This window comes from Pseudomonas sp. Ost2 (genome assembly GCF_018326065.1).
GTDB lineage: Bacteria > Pseudomonadota > Gammaproteobacteria > Pseudomonadales > Pseudomonadaceae > Aquipseudomonas > Aquipseudomonas gingeri.
The window spans coordinates 6,811,196-6,827,274 of the sequence record NZ_AP021904.1 but is presented as its reverse complement, the minus strand read 5'-3'; the positions used below and the strand labels follow the sequence as shown (position 1 = coordinate 6,827,274).

At 62.3% G+C, this 16,079-nt stretch carries 18 protein-coding genes and 1 pseudogene; 6 read left to right on the top strand and 13 right to left on the bottom strand.

The window, feature by feature from the left end; translation table 11 throughout:
• Window positions 1-106 precede the first annotated feature (106 nt).
• Complete coding sequence (locus tag KI243_RS30315; protein ID WP_017128334.1) at window positions 107-1,210, top strand: GlxA family transcriptional regulator; 1,104 nt, start codon at window positions 107-109, stop codon at window positions 1,208-1,210.
• A 183-nt stretch (window positions 1,211-1,393) separates the two neighbouring features.
• Here the strand turns inward: KI243_RS30315 and KI243_RS30310 are convergent, their stop codons facing one another.
• Both KI243_RS30310 and KI243_RS30305 read right to left on the bottom strand, forming a co-directional pair.
• Window positions 1,394-1,657 (bottom strand): hypothetical protein, encoded by a 264-nt coding sequence (locus tag KI243_RS30310; RefSeq protein ID WP_017128335.1) that lies wholly within the window; start codon window positions 1,655-1,657, stop codon window positions 1,394-1,396.
• A gap of 465 nt (window positions 1,658-2,122) precedes the next feature.
• Window positions 2,123-2,638, bottom strand: a complete 516-nt coding sequence (locus tag KI243_RS30305) for a hypothetical protein (RefSeq protein ID WP_017128336.1) — start codon at window positions 2,636-2,638, stop codon at window positions 2,123-2,125.
• 141 nt (window positions 2,639-2,779) lie between these two features.
• Here KI243_RS30305 and KI243_RS30300 point away from each other — a divergent pair, with 141 nt between their 5' ends.
• Window positions 2,780-2,953: a hypothetical protein gene (locus tag KI243_RS30300; RefSeq protein WP_017128337.1), complete on the top strand. Its 174-nt coding sequence runs from the start codon at window positions 2,780-2,782 to the stop codon at window positions 2,951-2,953.
• Between the two features lie 197 nt (window positions 2,954-3,150).
• Here KI243_RS30300 and KI243_RS30295 read toward each other — a convergent pair whose 3' ends face one another.
• The 5 genes from KI243_RS30295 to choX all read right to left on the bottom strand — a co-directional run bounded on the left by KI243_RS30295 (window position 3,151) and on the right by choX (window position 8,001).
• Window positions 3,151-4,314 (bottom strand): gamma-butyrobetaine dioxygenase, encoded by a 1,164-nt coding sequence (locus KI243_RS30295; protein ID WP_017128338.1) that lies wholly within the window; start codon window positions 4,312-4,314, stop codon window positions 3,151-3,153.
• Window positions 4,315-4,338: 24 nt separating this feature from the next.
• A complete protein-coding gene (locus tag KI243_RS30290; protein WP_017128339.1) occupies window positions 4,339-4,815 on the bottom strand; it encodes a thioesterase family protein in 477 nt (158 codons plus the stop codon).
• Window positions 4,816-4,988: 173 nt separating this feature from the next.
• Window positions 4,989-5,954, bottom strand: a complete 966-nt coding sequence (locus tag KI243_RS30285) for an L-carnitine dehydrogenase (protein WP_121135222.1) — start codon at window positions 5,952-5,954, stop codon at window positions 4,989-4,991.
• A 142-nt stretch (window positions 5,955-6,096) separates the two neighbouring features.
• The gene (locus KI243_RS30280; RefSeq protein WP_017128341.1) at window positions 6,097-6,984 is read right to left on the bottom strand and encodes a 3-keto-5-aminohexanoate cleavage protein; all 888 of its coding nucleotides are present in this window, start codon (window positions 6,982-6,984) and stop codon (window positions 6,097-6,099) included.
• A gap of 72 nt (window positions 6,985-7,056) precedes the next feature.
• A complete protein-coding gene (gene choX, locus KI243_RS30275; protein WP_017128342.1) occupies window positions 7,057-8,001 on the bottom strand; it encodes a choline ABC transporter substrate-binding protein in 945 nt (314 codons plus the stop codon).
• A gap of 195 nt (window positions 8,002-8,196) precedes the next feature.
• Between choX and KI243_RS30270 the strand changes: the two genes are divergently transcribed.
• The gene (locus tag KI243_RS30270; RefSeq protein ID WP_017128343.1) at window positions 8,197-9,141 is read left to right on the top strand and encodes a GlxA family transcriptional regulator; all 945 of its coding nucleotides are present in this window, start codon (window positions 8,197-8,199) and stop codon (window positions 9,139-9,141) included.
• A gap of 119 nt (window positions 9,142-9,260) precedes the next feature.
• On the opposite strand, the gene KI243_RS30265 is transcribed toward KI243_RS30270, so the two are convergent.
• The 6 genes and pseudogenes from KI243_RS30265 to KI243_RS30240 form a co-directional block, all read right to left on the bottom strand.
• Window positions 9,261-9,677, bottom strand: a complete 417-nt coding sequence (locus KI243_RS30265) for a DUF3010 family protein (RefSeq protein ID WP_017128344.1) — start codon at window positions 9,675-9,677, stop codon at window positions 9,261-9,263.
• A gap of 32 nt (window positions 9,678-9,709) precedes the next feature.
• Window positions 9,710-10,033, bottom strand: a complete 324-nt coding sequence (locus tag KI243_RS30260) for a helix-turn-helix transcriptional regulator (RefSeq protein ID WP_178989557.1) — start codon at window positions 10,031-10,033, stop codon at window positions 9,710-9,712.
• Window positions 10,017-10,091, bottom strand: a pseudogene (locus KI243_RS30255) (type II toxin-antitoxin system RelE/ParE family toxin); the annotation flags it as partial. The pseudogene KI243_RS30255 and the gene KI243_RS30260, both read right to left, overlap by 17 nt.
• A 127-nt stretch (window positions 10,092-10,218) precedes the next feature.
• Window positions 10,219-10,995 carry a DUF4239 domain-containing protein gene (locus KI243_RS30250; protein WP_177107387.1) on the bottom strand — a complete coding sequence of 259 codons (777 nt, stop codon included), beginning with the start codon at window positions 10,993-10,995 and terminating at the stop codon, window positions 10,219-10,221.
• A 123-nt stretch (window positions 10,996-11,118) separates the two neighbouring features.
• Complete coding sequence (locus tag KI243_RS30245) at window positions 11,119-11,607, bottom strand: DUF3592 domain-containing protein (protein ID WP_177130717.1); 489 nt, start codon at window positions 11,605-11,607, stop codon at window positions 11,119-11,121.
• A 42-nt stretch (window positions 11,608-11,649) separates the two neighbouring features.
• Complete coding sequence (locus KI243_RS30240) at window positions 11,650-12,051, bottom strand: lysozyme inhibitor LprI family protein (protein ID WP_017128347.1); 402 nt, start codon at window positions 12,049-12,051, stop codon at window positions 11,650-11,652.
• 244 nt (window positions 12,052-12,295) lie between these two features.
• Here KI243_RS30240 and KI243_RS30235 point away from each other — a divergent pair, with 244 nt between their 5' ends.
• From KI243_RS30235 to dgcA, 3 genes are all read left to right on the top strand, one after another.
• Window positions 12,296-13,273 (top strand): dipeptidase, encoded by a 978-nt coding sequence (locus KI243_RS30235; protein WP_017128348.1) that lies wholly within the window; start codon window positions 12,296-12,298, stop codon window positions 13,271-13,273.
• A gap of 97 nt (window positions 13,274-13,370) precedes the next feature.
• Window positions 13,371-13,901, top strand: a complete 531-nt coding sequence (locus tag KI243_RS30230; RefSeq protein ID WP_003228980.1) for a DUF5943 domain-containing protein — start codon at window positions 13,371-13,373, stop codon at window positions 13,899-13,901.
• 15 nt (window positions 13,902-13,916) lie between these two features.
• Window positions 13,917-15,977 carry a dimethylglycine demethylation protein DgcA gene (gene dgcA / locus KI243_RS30225; RefSeq protein WP_017128350.1) on the top strand — a complete coding sequence of 687 codons (2,061 nt, stop codon included), beginning with the start codon at window positions 13,917-13,919 and terminating at the stop codon, window positions 15,975-15,977.
• Window positions 15,978-16,079: the final 102 nt, after the last annotated feature.

Genomic DNA, 16,079 nt, shown 5'->3' with positions numbered 1-16,079 from the left:
TGGCAATTGCTCTGTCATTACAAAGCACCTTTTCCTATAGGGACTAGGGCAATAACAAGAGCCTCCGCCTGAGGCCATCACCCGCTTTGTGTGAGGAGATATCGCGATGACGTCGTTCCAGTCCGGGGCCCAGCCCCAGAACCGTGCGCCTCAATCCATCGGCTTCCTGCTGTTGGACAATTTCACGCTCATTTCCCTGGCTTCCGCGGTCGAACCGCTGCGCATGGCCAACCAACTGTCCGGTCGCGAGCTGTATCGCTGGACAACCCTGAGTGTTGACGGCGGACAGGTCTGGGCCAGCGACGGCTTGCAGATCACACCCGATGCCTCCATGCACAAAGCGCCGGCGATGGACACCGTGATTGTCTGCGGCGGCATCGGTATCCAGCGCACCGTGACCCGTGAACACGTGTCCTGGTTGCAGAGCCAGGCCCGCCAGTCGCGCCGCCTTGGCGCGGTGTGCACCGGCAGCTGGGCGTTGGCCTGTGCCGGCCTGCTCGACGGTTTCGATTGCAGCGTGCACTGGGAATGCCTGGCGTCGATGCAGGAAGCTTTCCCGCGCGTTGCCATGAGCACCCGCCTGTTCACCCTCGACCGCAACCGTTTCACCAGCTCCGGCGGCACCGCGCCGCTGGACATGATGCTGCACCTGATCAGCCGCGATCACGGCCGTGAACTGTCGGCGGCGATCTCCGAGATGTTCGTCTACGAACGTATCCGCAACGAACAGGATCACCAGCGCGTGCCGCTCAAGCACATGCTCGGCACCAACCAGCCGAAGCTGCAGGAAATCGTCGCGCTGATGGAAGCCAACCTGGAAGAGCCGATCGATCTCGACGAACTGGCGGTGTATGTCGCCGTGTCCCGTCGGCAGCTGGAGCGGCTGTTCCAGAAGTACCTGCACTGCTCTCCGTCGCGCTACTACCTCAAGCTGCGACTGATCCGGGCGCGGCAGTTGCTCAAGCAGACGCCGATGTCGATCATCGAAGTGGCGTCGGTCTGCGGCTTCGTCTCCACGCCGCACTTCTCCAAGTGCTACCGCGAGTACTTCGGTATTCCGCCGCGTGACGAGCGCGTCGGCTCCAACACCACCCAGCAGGTGGCGATGATGCCGATTCCGCAGGCGCTGGTCCTGGCACCGTTGTCCGGGCCGATGTCGGCCTTGAGCCAGGCGCGCAACGAGTCGACGTTTGCCAGTGTGAGGCTCTGACCGACTCGCCTGGAAGCTGAGCCTCGCAGGGGCCTGGGCTTGACGCTATCTTGCGCTTAGACACCGTACCTGTGGGAGCCGGCTTGCGGGGGATTGCGATGTGACATTCACCACCGCTATCGCCAGCAATTCGGCTCCTGCAGGTTTCGTTGTGTTTTCAATTGCCCAGCCGCCGCTCCTGAATCAGGTCGGTCGGCTCTGCTGATATTCCGCCAGCGCCGGCAGCAGTTGCTTGTCGATGGCCTGGCGCACCGCCGGCAGGATCGTCGCGCTGCTGGTGTACATCTCCTTGACCATCTTGCGCAGCTCATAGGCTCGCGCGTCATCCAGGCCGCGTACCGCACATTCGCAGGCCTGCTCGGCAGAGGCACCGTTGGGCACTTGCAGGCCGAGGGACTTCAGTTGGCCCAGCAGGTCTTCCTGGTCAATCAAATCCGCGTACATCATGGCGCTTGTCCTATTCAGGGCGTGATCGTGTCTCGATTCTGGTAGGCACCGGGAGTGTCGGCAAGGGCAGATTGTCGCAGTGGCTCGCATACCTATGAACAGGTCGTTTTCGACTAACTCGCAGGCGGGGGGAGTGGGCACACTGGATCCCAGCAGGCTTCGTCGATGGTTTGGTCACCCTCTCGACAGTCAACTGCTGAAGACACTCTCTCACCTCGATCCTGTCACGGCTTGATCGGGGTTTTTTTTGCCTGGGGAACAGGGGGGCACCCGCTCAGCCGAAGGTGGTTGCGATTCGAGCGGTAGTTGCTTAGCATTGATCATGACTACGCAGACAGCAGAAAATTTGTCGGCGGAGCTGCGAAGGCCCAGATGAACCAGGGTCACATGAAGGGAAATTGCAGGCGTTTGGGTTGTTCTGCTTAAGTGCGGGAGACTTGTCTGAAAGGCCGTCCTTCCTCGTAGTCAACTGATGTTTCGAATCTTGGCCTCGGTCGCATGATAAGCGGTGACCGGGGCCAAGTATTTTTCGGTGCCTTCCTGACAGACCTTCACGACCGCCAGGGCATAGTAGCTCGCGGTGCCTACCCTTACCTTCCGACCCGTATTGAAGATAATCCCCTGCGCGCTTTTGGGCTTGTTGAGCCCGATCTGGCTGTAGGGAGAGTAGGCGTTCGTCAAAATCTCCAACGCCTGTTCGGGGCTGCAGTGGTCCTTGGTTTCCCGTGATTCCAAGGGGTGGGCGATGGCGAACAGATCGATCAGGATCCCACGTCGATTCGGTACAGGCCAGCCTTGTTGCCTGCAGATCTTTCTGATCCTGTCGAATTGTTTTGGCGTCATCAGATAGCTGAAGACAGGTGCATGCTGAACCTGCTTGAGCGAGACACCCGTCCCCCGGATGTTCAGCACTACTTGCATCAGTTGCTGAAAGGCCGCGGCCAGGGCGATGTCTCCGGACGGGGTGTTTGTATGGGTCATGTTTGCTGTTGAGGCAATAGGTATCGCTCAGAGGAACTGGATATGACGTTGCCGAGCGTGCCATTGACCTGAAGCAGGTACGCCAGGAGTGGGCGGTCGATACTCTCATGACGCTGCAACTGCCACGAGGTGGCTTGGGCTATGGTTGTGTTGCGCGATCTTTCGCAAACCCTGGCCTGTGCCACGATCAACAATCTGGATGAGCAGGATTTCCGGCATGTGCTGGAGGTGGTGTACGCGTTGCTGGATGATGGTTGCGAGGTACTGGAAGTGGTGGAGCAGCGGGTGATGAAACAGCTGGATCGGGTTCAATAGGCGGACCGCGTTATCGTTCATCGCGAGCAAGCTTGCTCCTACAGGATATCGGTCGTTGGCCAATACCGCGCACGCCGCGAAACTGTAGGAGCAAGCTTGCTCGCGATGGCCGTTAACGATAACGCGGGGTAACTGACACCCTGCGCCCCACAAAATAGTCCAACTCGAGATGGGCCCCGTGTCGGACTATCGCGGACTCAACGCTGCAACACCAGGATCCGCGACAGCAATTCATCCCGGTCGATATAGCAGCCCTGGAAATGTCGCGCGCCGGTGGCCGGGTCGAAGGCGTTGCGCGCGTGCAGGGTGCGGCGGTTGTCGAAGCACCAGAGTTCGCCCGGGTTGAGTCGCTGCATGATGCGGAAGCGTGCTTCGCGGGTCATGGCGATAAAGCGCCGGTAGGCACCGTACAACACCGGCATCTGTTGCTTGGAGGCATCGAACGGCCCGCGCAGGAAGTTGGCCATGCGGATCTCGCTGACCTGGCCGAGACTGTCCAGGGCAATGATCGGTGCCAGGCAGCGGTAGTCGCTGTGACGGTCCTTGTTGCGGAACTCCACGGGAATCTCGCAGAGCGCGCGAAACGCCGCCGGCTCCTCCCGGCGCAACGCGTCGGCAATGGCAAATCCGTCGACGAAAATACTCTCGCCGCCCTCGGCATCGTTCACCAGGCAATGCAGGAATTGCAGGCCCGGTTGCAGCTCGCGGGTCGGCAGGTCGCTGTGCAGCGGCAGGTTGAAGGCGGTGTAGGCATTGCTGTCGGCGTCGGCCTTGGATTGCACGTTGAACAGCACGCCGAAGTTGGTCTGGCGGATAAACGCGATCAGCTTCGCCACCTCGGACAACGAGCCGGGCTCGGTGGGCACGCCACGCACCTGGGTCAGGCCGGTGTCGCGCAATGCCACCAGCCATTGCAGCAGAATCTGCGGATCTTCCTTCAGCGCGGCGAACTCGAACACCGGCAACGCCAGGCTGCTGTCCCACAGCCGGCTTTTCGGTTTGCCGGCCTGGCGCTCGATGCGCGACTCATCGTCATAGGCATGGGCCCGCAGCCAGCCCGGGTCGAAGCGGCTGGCGTGGCCGTCCTGCCAGTCGATGCACAGGCAGCCGCTGTCGTCGATGCGGATGGCGGCGGGTGCCAGGTCCTCGGGCACATCGACGATTTCCAGGACCTGTTCACGGGTCACCGTGTACACGCACTGCGGGCACGGACAGTTGTCCCGCAGCCACACGTGGTGGTACGGACTGATGCGCCCGTCCGCCCAATACACCTCGAGGCGATCCGCCAGCGGATGCACGGCGGTCAGGGCACTGATCAGCGGATAACTGCGGAAATCGGCAAACGCGGCGGCGGTGTTCACGGTGAGCTCCTTTTCGAGGGATTGTTATTTTTTCGCGGGCAGTCCAATCACGCGGCCGATGTACTCGGGGGCCGGCAGGTCGGCCTGATCCTCGGCAATGGCTTGCAGCTTTTCCAGCACGGCTGCGCTGAATGGGGCCGAACGCGGGCCGGCGAGGTCGACGTGCAGCAGCATCTGTTCGTTGCCGGCCAGTTCCTTGTCACCGCCCACCAGGTGCAGGCTGTGGTAGAGGTGCAGGCGCTTGGCGTCGTAGCCGATGATCCGGGTGTGTACTTCGACCTGGGCGCCGAGCTTCACTTCGTGCAGGTAGTTGAGGTGCAGTTCGAGGGTGAACAGCGAGCTGCCGGTGGCTTCGCGATTGTTGCTGTCCATGCCCAGGCGCTCCATCAGGGCGTCGGTGGCATAGCTGAAGATCAGCAGATAGAAGGCGTCGCGCAGGTGGCCGTTGTAGTCGACCCAGTCGGGGATGACTTCGGTGGTGTAGGTGGTGAGGGTGGGCATGGCGGTGTTCCAGTGGCAATGGGGCGTTTCCTGCAGGAGCCGGCTTGCTGGCGATAGCGGCCGATCTGGCGATGCAAGGCTCGCCGGCCCCATCGCCAGCAAGCCGGCTCCTACAAGGTTTGTACTTCAGGCCGGATTGATGGACATGGCTTGCCCTTGAAAGGGCCGCCCCTTTACTCGCTGAAACTCATGCCATGCTTGGCCTTGGTGGTCTTCACCGCTTCCAGCACCGCCAGCAGGCAGTCGTCGCGATAGCGTTCCAGGGCCGAAATGCTGTGCTTGCCCAACTGGTCGCTGGTGCCGTCGACCACGTCGTCGATCAGTTTGTCGGTCAGCTCCGGCGCCGGCAGGTAGGTCCACGGCAGTTGCAGCGCCGGGCCGAACTGCGCCATGAAGTGGCGCATGCCAGCATCGCCACCGGCCAGGGTGTAGGTCAGGAAGGTGCCCATGAACGACCAGCGCAGGCCGGCGCCGAAGCGGATCGCATCGTCGATTTCGCCGGTGGTGGCGACGCCGTCGTTGACCAGATGCAGCGCCTCGCGCCACAGCGCTTCGAGCAGGCGGTCGGCGATAAAGCCCGGGACTTCCTTGCGCACATGCAGTGGGCGCATGCCGAGGGATTCATAGACTTTCATCGCCGCCTGCACGGCTTCAGGGGCGGTGTTCTTGCCGCCGACCACTTCCACCAGCGGCAGCAGGTACACCGGGTTGAACGGATGGCCGACCACGCAGCGCTCCGGGTGGGTGGCGCCTTCGTAGAATTCGCTGGGCAACAGGCCCGAGGTGCTGGAGCCGATCAGGGCATTGGGCTTGGCCGCGGCGCTGATCTTGCCGTGCAGTTCGAGTTTCAGCTCAAGGCGTTCCGGGGCGCTTTCCTGGATGAAGTCGGCGTCTTTCACGCATTCTTCGATGGTGGCGACAAAGCGCAGGCGGTCTTGCGAGGCGCCAGGGGCCAGGCCCTGTTTCTCCAGGGCACCCCAGGCGTTGGCGACGCGCTTGCGCAGGGCCGCCTCGGCGCCGGGCGCCGGGTCCCAGGCGATCACGTCGAGGCCATGGGCGAGGGCGCGGGAGACCCAGCCGCTGCCGATGACACCGCTGCCCAGGGCGGCGAAGGTTTTGATTTCGGTGATAAAGCTCATGAGTGCAGTCCTGAAAGAGTTTTCGATTCCCTTGTAGGAGCCGGCTTGCTGGCGATCCAGGCACCACGGTCCAGCAGGCGGACCGCGTTATCGTTCATCGCCGGCAAGCCGGCTCCCACAGCGGGGGGAGGAGGTATGGGGATCAACCGCGCTTGGTCAGGCCCATCTTCGCCCGACCTTCGGCCGGGGTCAGGACGCGGCTACCCATGCGGCTGAGGATCTCCGTGGCGCGCTCGACCAGTTGGCCGTTGGTCGCCAGGACGCCCTTGTCCAGCCACAGGTTGTCTTCCAGGCCGACCCGCACGTTGCCGCCCAGCAGCACCGCTTGCGCGGCCATCGGCATCTGCATGCGACCGATACCGAAACCGGCCCATACCGCGCCCGCCGGCAGGTTGTCGACCATGGCCTTCATGGTGGTGGTGTCGGCCGGTGCGCCCCACGGGATGCCCAGGCACAGTTGGAACAGAGGGTCGTCCAGCAGGCCTTCCTTCATCATCTGCTTGGCGAACCACAGGTGACCGGTGTCGAAGATTTCCAGCTCGGCCTTCACGCCCAGCTCTTGAATGCGTTTGGCGCCGGCACGCAACTGCGCCGGAGTGGAGACGTAGATGGTGTCGCCGTCGCCGAAATTCAGGGTGCCGCAGTCCAGGGTGCAGATTTCCGGCAGCAGCGCCTCGACGTGGGCCAGGCGGGTCAGCGGGCCGACCAGGTCGGTGTTCGGACCGAACTCCATCGGGTTTTCGCCGGCGCCGATTTCCAGGTCGCCGCCCATGCCGGCGGTGAGGTTGACGATGATGTCGACGTCCGCCTCGCGGATGCGCTCCATCACTTCGCGGTAGAGCGCCACGTCGCGGCTGAACTTGCCGGTTTCGGGATTGCGCACATGGCAATGCACCACGGTGGCACCGGCCTTGGCCGCCTCAACGGCAGCCGCGGCGATCTGTTTGGGCGTGACCGGAACGTGAGGGCTTCTGCCGGTCGTGTCGCCAGCACCGGTGAGTGCGCAGGTGATGATGACGTCGTGGTTCATGGTGCGGGTTCCTTACAGGCGTGGTGGTTCACACCGCAGCCGTCGTGGGCTGCGGGTGCGATTTTCGGTGGTTTACTTGCTGGTCAGTTGCAGGTTGTCGGCGGCCGGCTTGCCGTCGAAGGTGGTCACCCCTTCCAGCCAGCGGGCCTTGTCTTGCGGGTGATCCTTGAGCCACTGCCTGGCCGACTCCAGCGCGTCCTTGTGATCGAGCAGCGGTTGCATCATCCGGCTCTCGTCTTCGGCGGTGAACGTCAGGTTGGTCAACAGCTTGTTCACGTTCGGGCACTGCGCGGCGTAGGTCGGTGCGGTGACGGTCCAGACGGTGGCCATGCCTTCGTTCGGGCCCAGGGCGTTTTCGCTGCCGGTGAGATAGGTCATCTGCACGTTGACGTTCATCGGGTGCGGCGCCCAGCCGAAGAACACCACGGCTTCCTTGCGACGCACGGCGCGATCCACCGCCGAGAGCATGGCCGCTTCACTGGACTCCACCAGCTGGAACTTGCCCAGGCCGAACTGGTTCTTGGCAATCATTTCCTTGATCTGGGTGTTGGCGCCGGAGCCGGGCTCGATGCCGTAGATCTTGCCGCCCAGTTCCTTCTCGAACTTGGCGATATCGGCGAAGGTCTTCAGGCCCTTGTCGGCCAGGTAGGTCGGTACGGCCAGGGTCGCGCGGGCGTCCTTGAGGCTCGGCTCGGCGAGGACCTTGACCTGCTTGGCGTCGACGAACGGTGTGATGGTCTGGGTCATCAGCGGGTTCCAGTAGCCCAGGAACATGTCCAGGCGCTGGTCGCGGATACCGGCGAAGATGATCTGCTGGGACGCGCTGGTCTGCTTGACCTGGTAGCCCAGGCCGTCGAGCAGCACCTGGGTCATGGCGCTGGTGGCGATCACGTCGGTCCAGTTGACTACACCGAGGCGGACGTTCTGACAGGACGCCTGGTCCGCGGCCATGACGCCAGTGCTCAAGAGCGCGGTACCGGTGAGTGCGATTGCACAGCGGCTGATCAGTCGTTTCATGATGGTTTCCTCGGCAGGTCGTTTATTGTCGGTTCCGGTGTCTGATGCACCGGTGATGCTCAAGTTACGCAGCTCTGGCCCACTGAAAACGCACAGCGGCGACTGACTCTTGCACAGCAGCGACCTGTGCTCTTGTCGTCGTCGTCGAACTGGCGTATCACATCGGCAACGCTACCCGTCTTGCGAGTGCGCTCCATGTCCCAGGATTTCTACTTCTTGCTGATGCCGGGTTTTTCGGCGATGGGCTTTATCTCGGCGATCGAGCCGCTGCGCGTGGCCAATCGCTTTCGTGGCGAGCTGTACCGCTGGCATGTGCTCAGTGCCGACGGCGGCGCGGTGCTGGCTAGCAACGGCATGTCGGTCAACGCCGATGCGGCGCTGGAGCCGCTGAAGAAGGGCGCGACCTTGCTGGTGGTGGCCGGCTTCGAACCGCTGAAGTTCGTGACCCCGGCCCTGGAGCACTGGTTGCGCCGTCTCGATCACGATGGCGTCACCCTCGGTGGGATCGACACCGGCAGCGTGGTGCTGGCCGAGGCCGGCCTGCTCGAAGGCCATCGCGTGACCCTGCACTGGGAAGCGCTGGAGGCCTTCAAGGAATCCTATCCGCAACTGGAGGTGACCCAGGAACTGTTCGAGATCGACCGCCGACGCATCACCTGCGCGGGCGGCACGGCATCCATCGACATGATGCTCGACCTGATCGGCCAGGCCCACGGGCCGGAGCTGGCGATCCAGGTGTCGGAACAGTTCGTGCTCGGGCGGATCCGCCCGCGCAAGGACCACCAGCGCATGCAGATCGCCACGCGCTACGGCATCAGCAACAAGAAGCTGGTGCAGGTGGTCGGCGAGATGGAGCAGCACATGGAGCCGCCGCTGAGCACGCTGGAGCTGGCGGAATCGATCAAGGTCACGCGGCGCCAGCTGGAGCGCCTGTTCCGCCTCTATCTCAAGGACACCCCGAGCAACTTCTATCTGGGCCTGCGCCTGGAGAAGGCCCGCCAGTTGCTGCGCCAGACCGACATGAGCGTACTGGAAGTGAGTATCGCCAGCGGCTTCGAGTCGCCGTCGTACTTCACCCGCAGCTACCGGGCCCGGTTCGCCCAGTGTCCACGGGAAGACCGGCGCGGGATCAAGGTGTAGGGGGGCTCCCTGTAGGAGCCGGCTTGCCGGCGATGGGGCCGTAAAGTCGTACATCAACCTTTCGGATGCCATCGCTGGCAAGCCAGCTCCTGCAAGGTTTGTGATGTTCTGGAAAAGGGTTACTTTTTCAGCAGCGCGGCACAGGCTGCCTTGTAGGCTTCATGCTGATATTTGTTCAGCGTCGCGGGCAGGGCGAAGGCGAACTTCTTGTGCTGCGCGTTGAGGGTCTGGGGTGACAGCAGCGTCACCTCGCAGTTGTCCAGCAACTGCAGGATGCCCTCGATCTTGAAGGTGGTCGGCCCGCCGGCGAACTCGCCCTTCTTGCCGCGTTTCTTGATGGCGATGCGCTGGATGCCATGGGCCTGGACAAAGGCCTTGATCTGGCCGGCGAAGGCTTTCACGTTGGCGGCTTCGTCATCGTCGTCCAGGGCGATCTTCCTGGTGGCGACGGCAACATGTTCAGGGCTGCCGTCCTGCAGGGTGGCGAGGGCGAAGATGGCTTCGCTGCCTTTTATTTCGATGCCGCAGATAGTCATTTGAGTCCTTTGGGAGTCGCTGGGAATGGAGATCAGAGCTCCAGTTGGTCTGCCTTGATGCCGAATGCCGCCGCGATTTTTTCGCGGGTCGCCTTGCGCGGCCTGGCTACGGATTCCTGCTGGGCATAGGCCGGTTGCGAGATGCCCAGGCGCCTGGCTACTTCATCTTGCGTCAGATCCAGATACTCGCGCCAGGCGCGAATGGGGGTTGCCCCGTCGACCATGCGACTGACAACCTCATGGGGGATCAGCTCGGGCTCCCTTTGTTGGGCGACATATTGCGCGTAGGGGATCACGACGAAAGCCGGCTGCCCGTTGGCGTCATTGATGATCTGGATGTCAGTAGGTGCGTTCATCGCGCTTTTTTACCTCTTGGATACTGACCACTTTAAGGATGCCTTCCCAGTCGAACAGGTGGGGTCCAGAAAATTGTGTTCATGGGATAATATAAGTCTTTTATAAGAATTGCTAATATTTGCTTATATTTTCCGTGTCGACAATGCGGCAAGGTTTGCCTGATGTTGCCGGACTGGCGAGGTCCCTAATCCATCGTTTTGCGCAAGTCCAGCATGATCTTGTCGAAGTAGTCGACGCGGATGATGCCCAGTCGTGGGAACTCGAAGTCGAGGATCACGTAGAGCACGCAGACCATCACCAGGGCGTAGCCGAGGCTGTGCAGCCAGTGGCGGGTGACGGTGCCGGCCATGCCGTAGCCGATCAGCAGGGCGCTGATCTGGGTCAGGGTGATCAGCATCAGGTAGATGATCAGCGGCGGGTGGGTTTCCAGGGCCACGCTGCGGGTGGTGGTGATGTCGATCATCTCGTTGAGCGCCTGCAGCGCGCTGACGCCCAGGGTGGGGGTCGGCATGTCCTGCAACGAGGCCACGGCCTTTTTCCAGATAGCCAGTTGCAAGGCACTGGCCCGGGCGTTTTCCCGGGTCGCGAGCTCGACGTCGGTCAGGTCGCGATAATAGGCGATGCGGGCATCCACATAATCGCGAAAGTCCTGGCGCAATGCCGGCTGGTGCGCGGCCGGCAGCAGGTCCAGGCGCAGCCAGGCGGTGCCCATGGCGTTGGTTTCCGCGACGATCAGGGTGCGCCGGGCATCCATGCGGGTGGCTGCGCCAGAGAAGGTGAAGGCAATCAACAGCGCCAGCAGGCCGAACACCGCGCCTTCGATGGCGCCAATCCCGATCCGCGCACCCTCGGGGTCGGCGGCCAGATGGCGGGCACCGATGCGCCGGCCAATGTCGATGAACAGCACGATGGCGACAAAGATGGCGAAGGCATAGAACGGAATGGCTGCAAGTGAGTGCATACGAAAATCTCCTGATTATCGTGGGGGACTCGTCTGTACAGCCGGTTCAGGACGGGAGCGGTTTGTTGCTTAGTTAAGTTTCCCCCTGGGCCTTGTCAAGCTTCTGGTGTCAGGAGGTTCGACTCAGTAATAACGGTCTTCCTGCCGATGCCGGAAGATCAGGTGGGTAGTCCAGAACAGCAGGCCGAAACCCAGCACCACCGTGGCGACACTGGCGCTGAAGATATAGAAACCGGGTCGGCCGAAGCGCCGCTGCGTGGCCAGGTTGTGATAGCTGGGGAACCACTCGGAATAGACCACCTGCACCGGCTCTCCCTCATGGTAGCTGCCGCTGGGTGTGAAGGTGTCCTGATACAGAACGCCATCGCCGCGGGTGTTGCGGTCATCGAAGCGGTAGTGCACGTACTGGCCGAGGAACACCGGGCCCCTCCAGAGTTCTTCGACCTGGGTGACGGTGCCCGTGACTTCCTTGGCCGATGTCTGCAGGGCGGCGTAGCGCAGGCCATCCTCGCGCGACATCATCGCGAAGACGCAGGCCAGCAGGATCAGGAAAAACAGCAGGGCGGCGCGATTGAACAGATGATCGCGCGCGGCTTCACGTGGGTAGTACATACAGATCCTTTGTCACGGACAGCGCTCCGGGTGTCCCGCGGTTCATTCCTGCAACAGCGACTCGAGGAACTCCGACCGTTCGTCGCTCTTGCTGGCCAGGCAGTCGTTCAGGTCGATGTTGTATTGCTTGCTGCCGACCTTCGCCGGGAACGGGGCGATGGCGCAATCGGCATCCCGGGATTTTATCCACAACTGTTCGGCAGTCTGCAGTTTGCCGGTGATGTCCGCCAGATCGGCCTTTTTGTTCGCATATTGCGACGCGACCCGATCCAGCAGCGCCTGGAAGTTCTCCTTGAGCAACTGCTCGGCGGTGTTTTTGTTGTAGGTGGCGCATTCCAGGGTCTGCTGGTCGTCCGGCACCGCGTCGCAAGGCGAGTTGTCGGACTCTTCGGCCGCGTGAACGCCCATGCTGACAAGGGCCAAGGCCAGGAAAATCGATTTCATTACGGCGTCCTGATACGGGATAGGAGAGCGATGTGGGGCAATTCTGTCTCAAGCAGAATGCAAAGAATAGTCGTACAGCGACAAGTCCTTGAGCCTACCGTCTTGACGCCCTTTGTCGCGGATTGACGCTTTCGGCAATTCCCCTGTCGTTTTTGCACCCGGCTCCGCCGCCCCCTGGGCATATGCTGGCCCCAAAGCGCCGGCAGACGATTCGGCGCGTGAATCGCCAATAGGGGACAGCCTGATGAGCCCAGCCGAATTGCACGCCGACAGCATCGTTATCGACGGGCTGATCATTGCCAAGTGGAACCGTGAACTGTTCGAAGACATGCGCAAGGGCGGGCTGACCGCCGCCAACTGCACCGTGTCGGTCTGGGAAGGTTTCCAGGCCACCGTCAACAGCATCGCCTCGAGCCAGAAGCTGATCCGCGAGAACAGCGACCTGGTCATGCCCGTACGCACCACCGCCGACATCCGCAAGGCCAAGGAGCTGGGCAAGACCGGCATCCTGTTCGGTTTCCAGAACGCCCACGCTTTCGAAGACCAGATCGGCTACGTCGAGATCTTCAAGCAGCTCGGCGTCGGTATCGTGCAGATGTGCTACAACACCCAGAACCTGGTGGGCACCGGTTGCTACGAGCGTGACGGCGGCCTGTCGGGCTTCGGTCGCGAGATCGTCGCCGAGATGAACCGGGTCGGCATCATGTGCGACCTGTCCCACGTCGGTTCCAAGACCAGCGAGGAAGTGATCCTCGAATCGAAGAAGCCGGTGACCTACTCCCATTGCCTGCCTTCGGGTCTGAAAGAGCATCCGCGCAACAAGTCCGATGCCGAGCTGAAGTTCATCGCCGACCATGGCGGCTTTGTCGGCGTGACCATGTTCGCGCCGTTCCTCGCCAAGGGCATCGACTCGACCATCGACGACTACGCCGAGGCCATCGAGTACGTGATGAACATCGTCGGTGAAGACGCCATCGGCATCGGCACCGACTTCACCCAGGGCCATGGCCAGGACTTCTTCGAATACCTGACCCACGACAAGGGCTACGCCCGCCGCCTGACCAGCTTCGGCAAGATCATCAACCCGCTGGGCATCCGCACCGTGGGCGAGTTCCCGAACCTCACCGAGACCCTGCTCAAGCGCGGTCACTCTGAGCGCGTGGTGCGCAAGATCATGGGCGAAAACTGGGTCAACGTCCTCAAGGACGTCTGGGGCGAATAAGTCCCGCCCGCTTTCTCTTTCCGACACCTCACCCTGCGCGCCCGTCGCGCAGGGCGTAAGCGGCCAGCCGCAATCAATGAATTCTGGAGTGTTTCCCATGGCTAAAATCGCCCCGCAACTGCCTATCGAAGTCGACAGCGAAACCGGTGTCTGGACTTCCGACGCATTGCCGATGCTTTATGTCCCACGGCATTTCTTCGTCAACAACCACATGGGTATCGAGGAAGTGCTGGGCGCCGAAGCCTATGCCGAAATCCTCTACAAGGCCGGCTACAAGTCCGCCTGGCACTGGTGTGAAAAAGAAGCCGAATGCCATGGCCTGGAAGGCGTCGCGGTGTTCGAGCACTACATGAAGCGCCTGTCGCAACGTGGCTGGGGCCTGTTCAAGATCCAGGACATCGACCTCGACAAGGGCACCGCCAGCGTCAAGCTCGAACACTCGGCGTTCGTCTACGTCTACGGCAAGGTCGGGCGCAAGGTCGACTACATGTTCACGGGCTGGTTCGCCGGGGCCATGGACCAGATCCTCGCCGCTCGCGGCAGCAAGATCCGCACCGTGGCCGAACAAGTCTACGGCGGCTCTGAAGAAGGCCACGACGATGGCCTGTTCACCGTCAAGCCGTTGTAAGTCGAGGAACCCGTCATGGCTTTCGAAGCAATGTTCCAGCCGATCCAGATCGGCAAACTGACCATCCGCAACCGCGTGCTCAGTACCGCCCACGCCGAGGTGTATGCCACCGACGGCGGGATGACCACCGACCGCTATGTGAAGTACTACGAAGAGAAAGCCAAGGGCGGGATCGGCCTGGCGATCTGCGGCGGTTCTTCCAGCGTCGCCATCGACAGTCCGCAAGGCTGGTGGAAATCGGTGAACCTGGCCGACGACCGGATCATTCCGCACTTCCAGAACCTGGCCGATGCCATGCACAAGCATGGCGCCAAGATCATGATCCAGATTACCCACATGGGCCGGCGTTCGCGCTGGGACGGCGAACACTGGCCGACCCTGCTGTCGCCGTCGGGTATCCGTGAACCGGTGCACCGCGCCACCTGCAAGACCATCGAGCCGGAAGAAATCTGGCGGGTGATCGGCAACTACGCCACCGCGGCGGCGCGGGCCAAGGCCGGCGGCCTGGACGGCGTCGAACTGTCGGCGGTGCACCAGCACATGATCGACCAGTTCTGGAGCCCGCGGGTCAACAAACGCACCGACGAATGGGGCGGCAGCTTCGAGAATCGCATGCGTTTCGGCCTGGAAGTGCTCAAGGCCGTGCGCAAGGAAGTCGGTGACGATTTCTGCGTCGGCATGCGCATCTGTGGTGACGAATTCCACCCGGACGGCCTGTCCCACGAGGACATGAAGCAGATCGCCAAGTATTACGACGACACCGGCATGCTCGACTTCATCGGTGTGGTCGGCTCAGGTTGCGACACCCACAACACCCTGGCCAACGTGATTCCGAACATGAGCTACCCGCCGGAGCCGTTCCTGCACCTGGCCGCCGGGATCAAGGAAGTGGTCAAGGCGCCGGTCCTGCACGCACAGAACATCAAGGACCCGAACCAGGCGACGCGCATTCTCGAAGGCGGCTATGTCGACATGGTCGGCATGACTCGCGCGCACATCGCCGACCCGCACCTGATCGCCAAGATCAAGATGGGCCAGGTCGACCAGATCAAGCAGTGCGTCGGCGCCAACTATTGCATCGACCGCCAGTACCAGGGGCTCGATGTCCTGTGCATCCAGAACGCCGCGACTTCCCGTGAATACATGGGCGTGCCGCATATCATCGAGAAGTCCACCGGGCCCCGGCGCAAGGTGGTGATCGTCGGTGCCGGCCCCGCCGGCATGGAAGCGGCGCGGGTCAGCGCCGAACGCGGTCACGACGTGACCCTGTTCGAGAAGAAGGACGCCATCGGCGGGCAGATCACCACGGCCTCGAAAGCGCCGCAACGGGACCAGATCGCCGGTATCACCCGCTGGTTCCAGCTGGAACTGGCACGCCTGAAAGTCGATGTGCGGCTGGGCACCGCCGCCGATGCGGCGACCATCCTCGACCTGCGTCCGGATGTGGTCGTGCTGGCGGTGGGCGGTCATCCGTTCCTCGAACAGAACGAACACTGGGGCGCCGCCGAAGGGCTGGTGGTCAGCAGCTGGGATGTGCTCGACGGCAAGGTCGCGCCGGGCAAGAACGTGCTGGTCTACGACACCATCTGCGAGTTCACCGGCATGTCGGTGGCCGACTTCCTCGCCGACAAGGGCAGCCAGGTCGAGATCGTCACTGACGATATCAAGCCGGGCGTGGCCATCGGCGGTACGTCGTTCCCGACCTACTACCGCAGCATGTACCCGAAGGAAGTGATCATGACCGGCGACATGATGCTGGAAAAGGTCTATCGCGAGGGCGACAAACTGGTGGCGGTGCTGGAGAACGAATACACCGGGGCCAAGGAAGAGCGGGTGGTGGACCAGGTGGTGGTGGAGAACGGCGTGCGTCCGGACGAAGAGATCTACTACGGGCTCAAGGACGGTTCGCGCAACAAGGGCCAGATCGATATCGACGCCCTGTTCGCGATCAAGCCGCAGCCTTCGCTGAGCCAGCCGGGTGACGGTTACCTGCTGTTCCGCATCGGCGACTGTGTGGCCCAGCGCAACACGCACGCGGCGATCTATGACGCGTTGCGTCTGTGCAAGGATTTCTAACGGCTTGCACATAACCCTGTGGGAGCGGGCTTGCCCGCGAATGCAACCTGTCCGTCGGCATCGATGTCGACTGACCCACCGCTTTCGCGGGCAAGCCCGCTC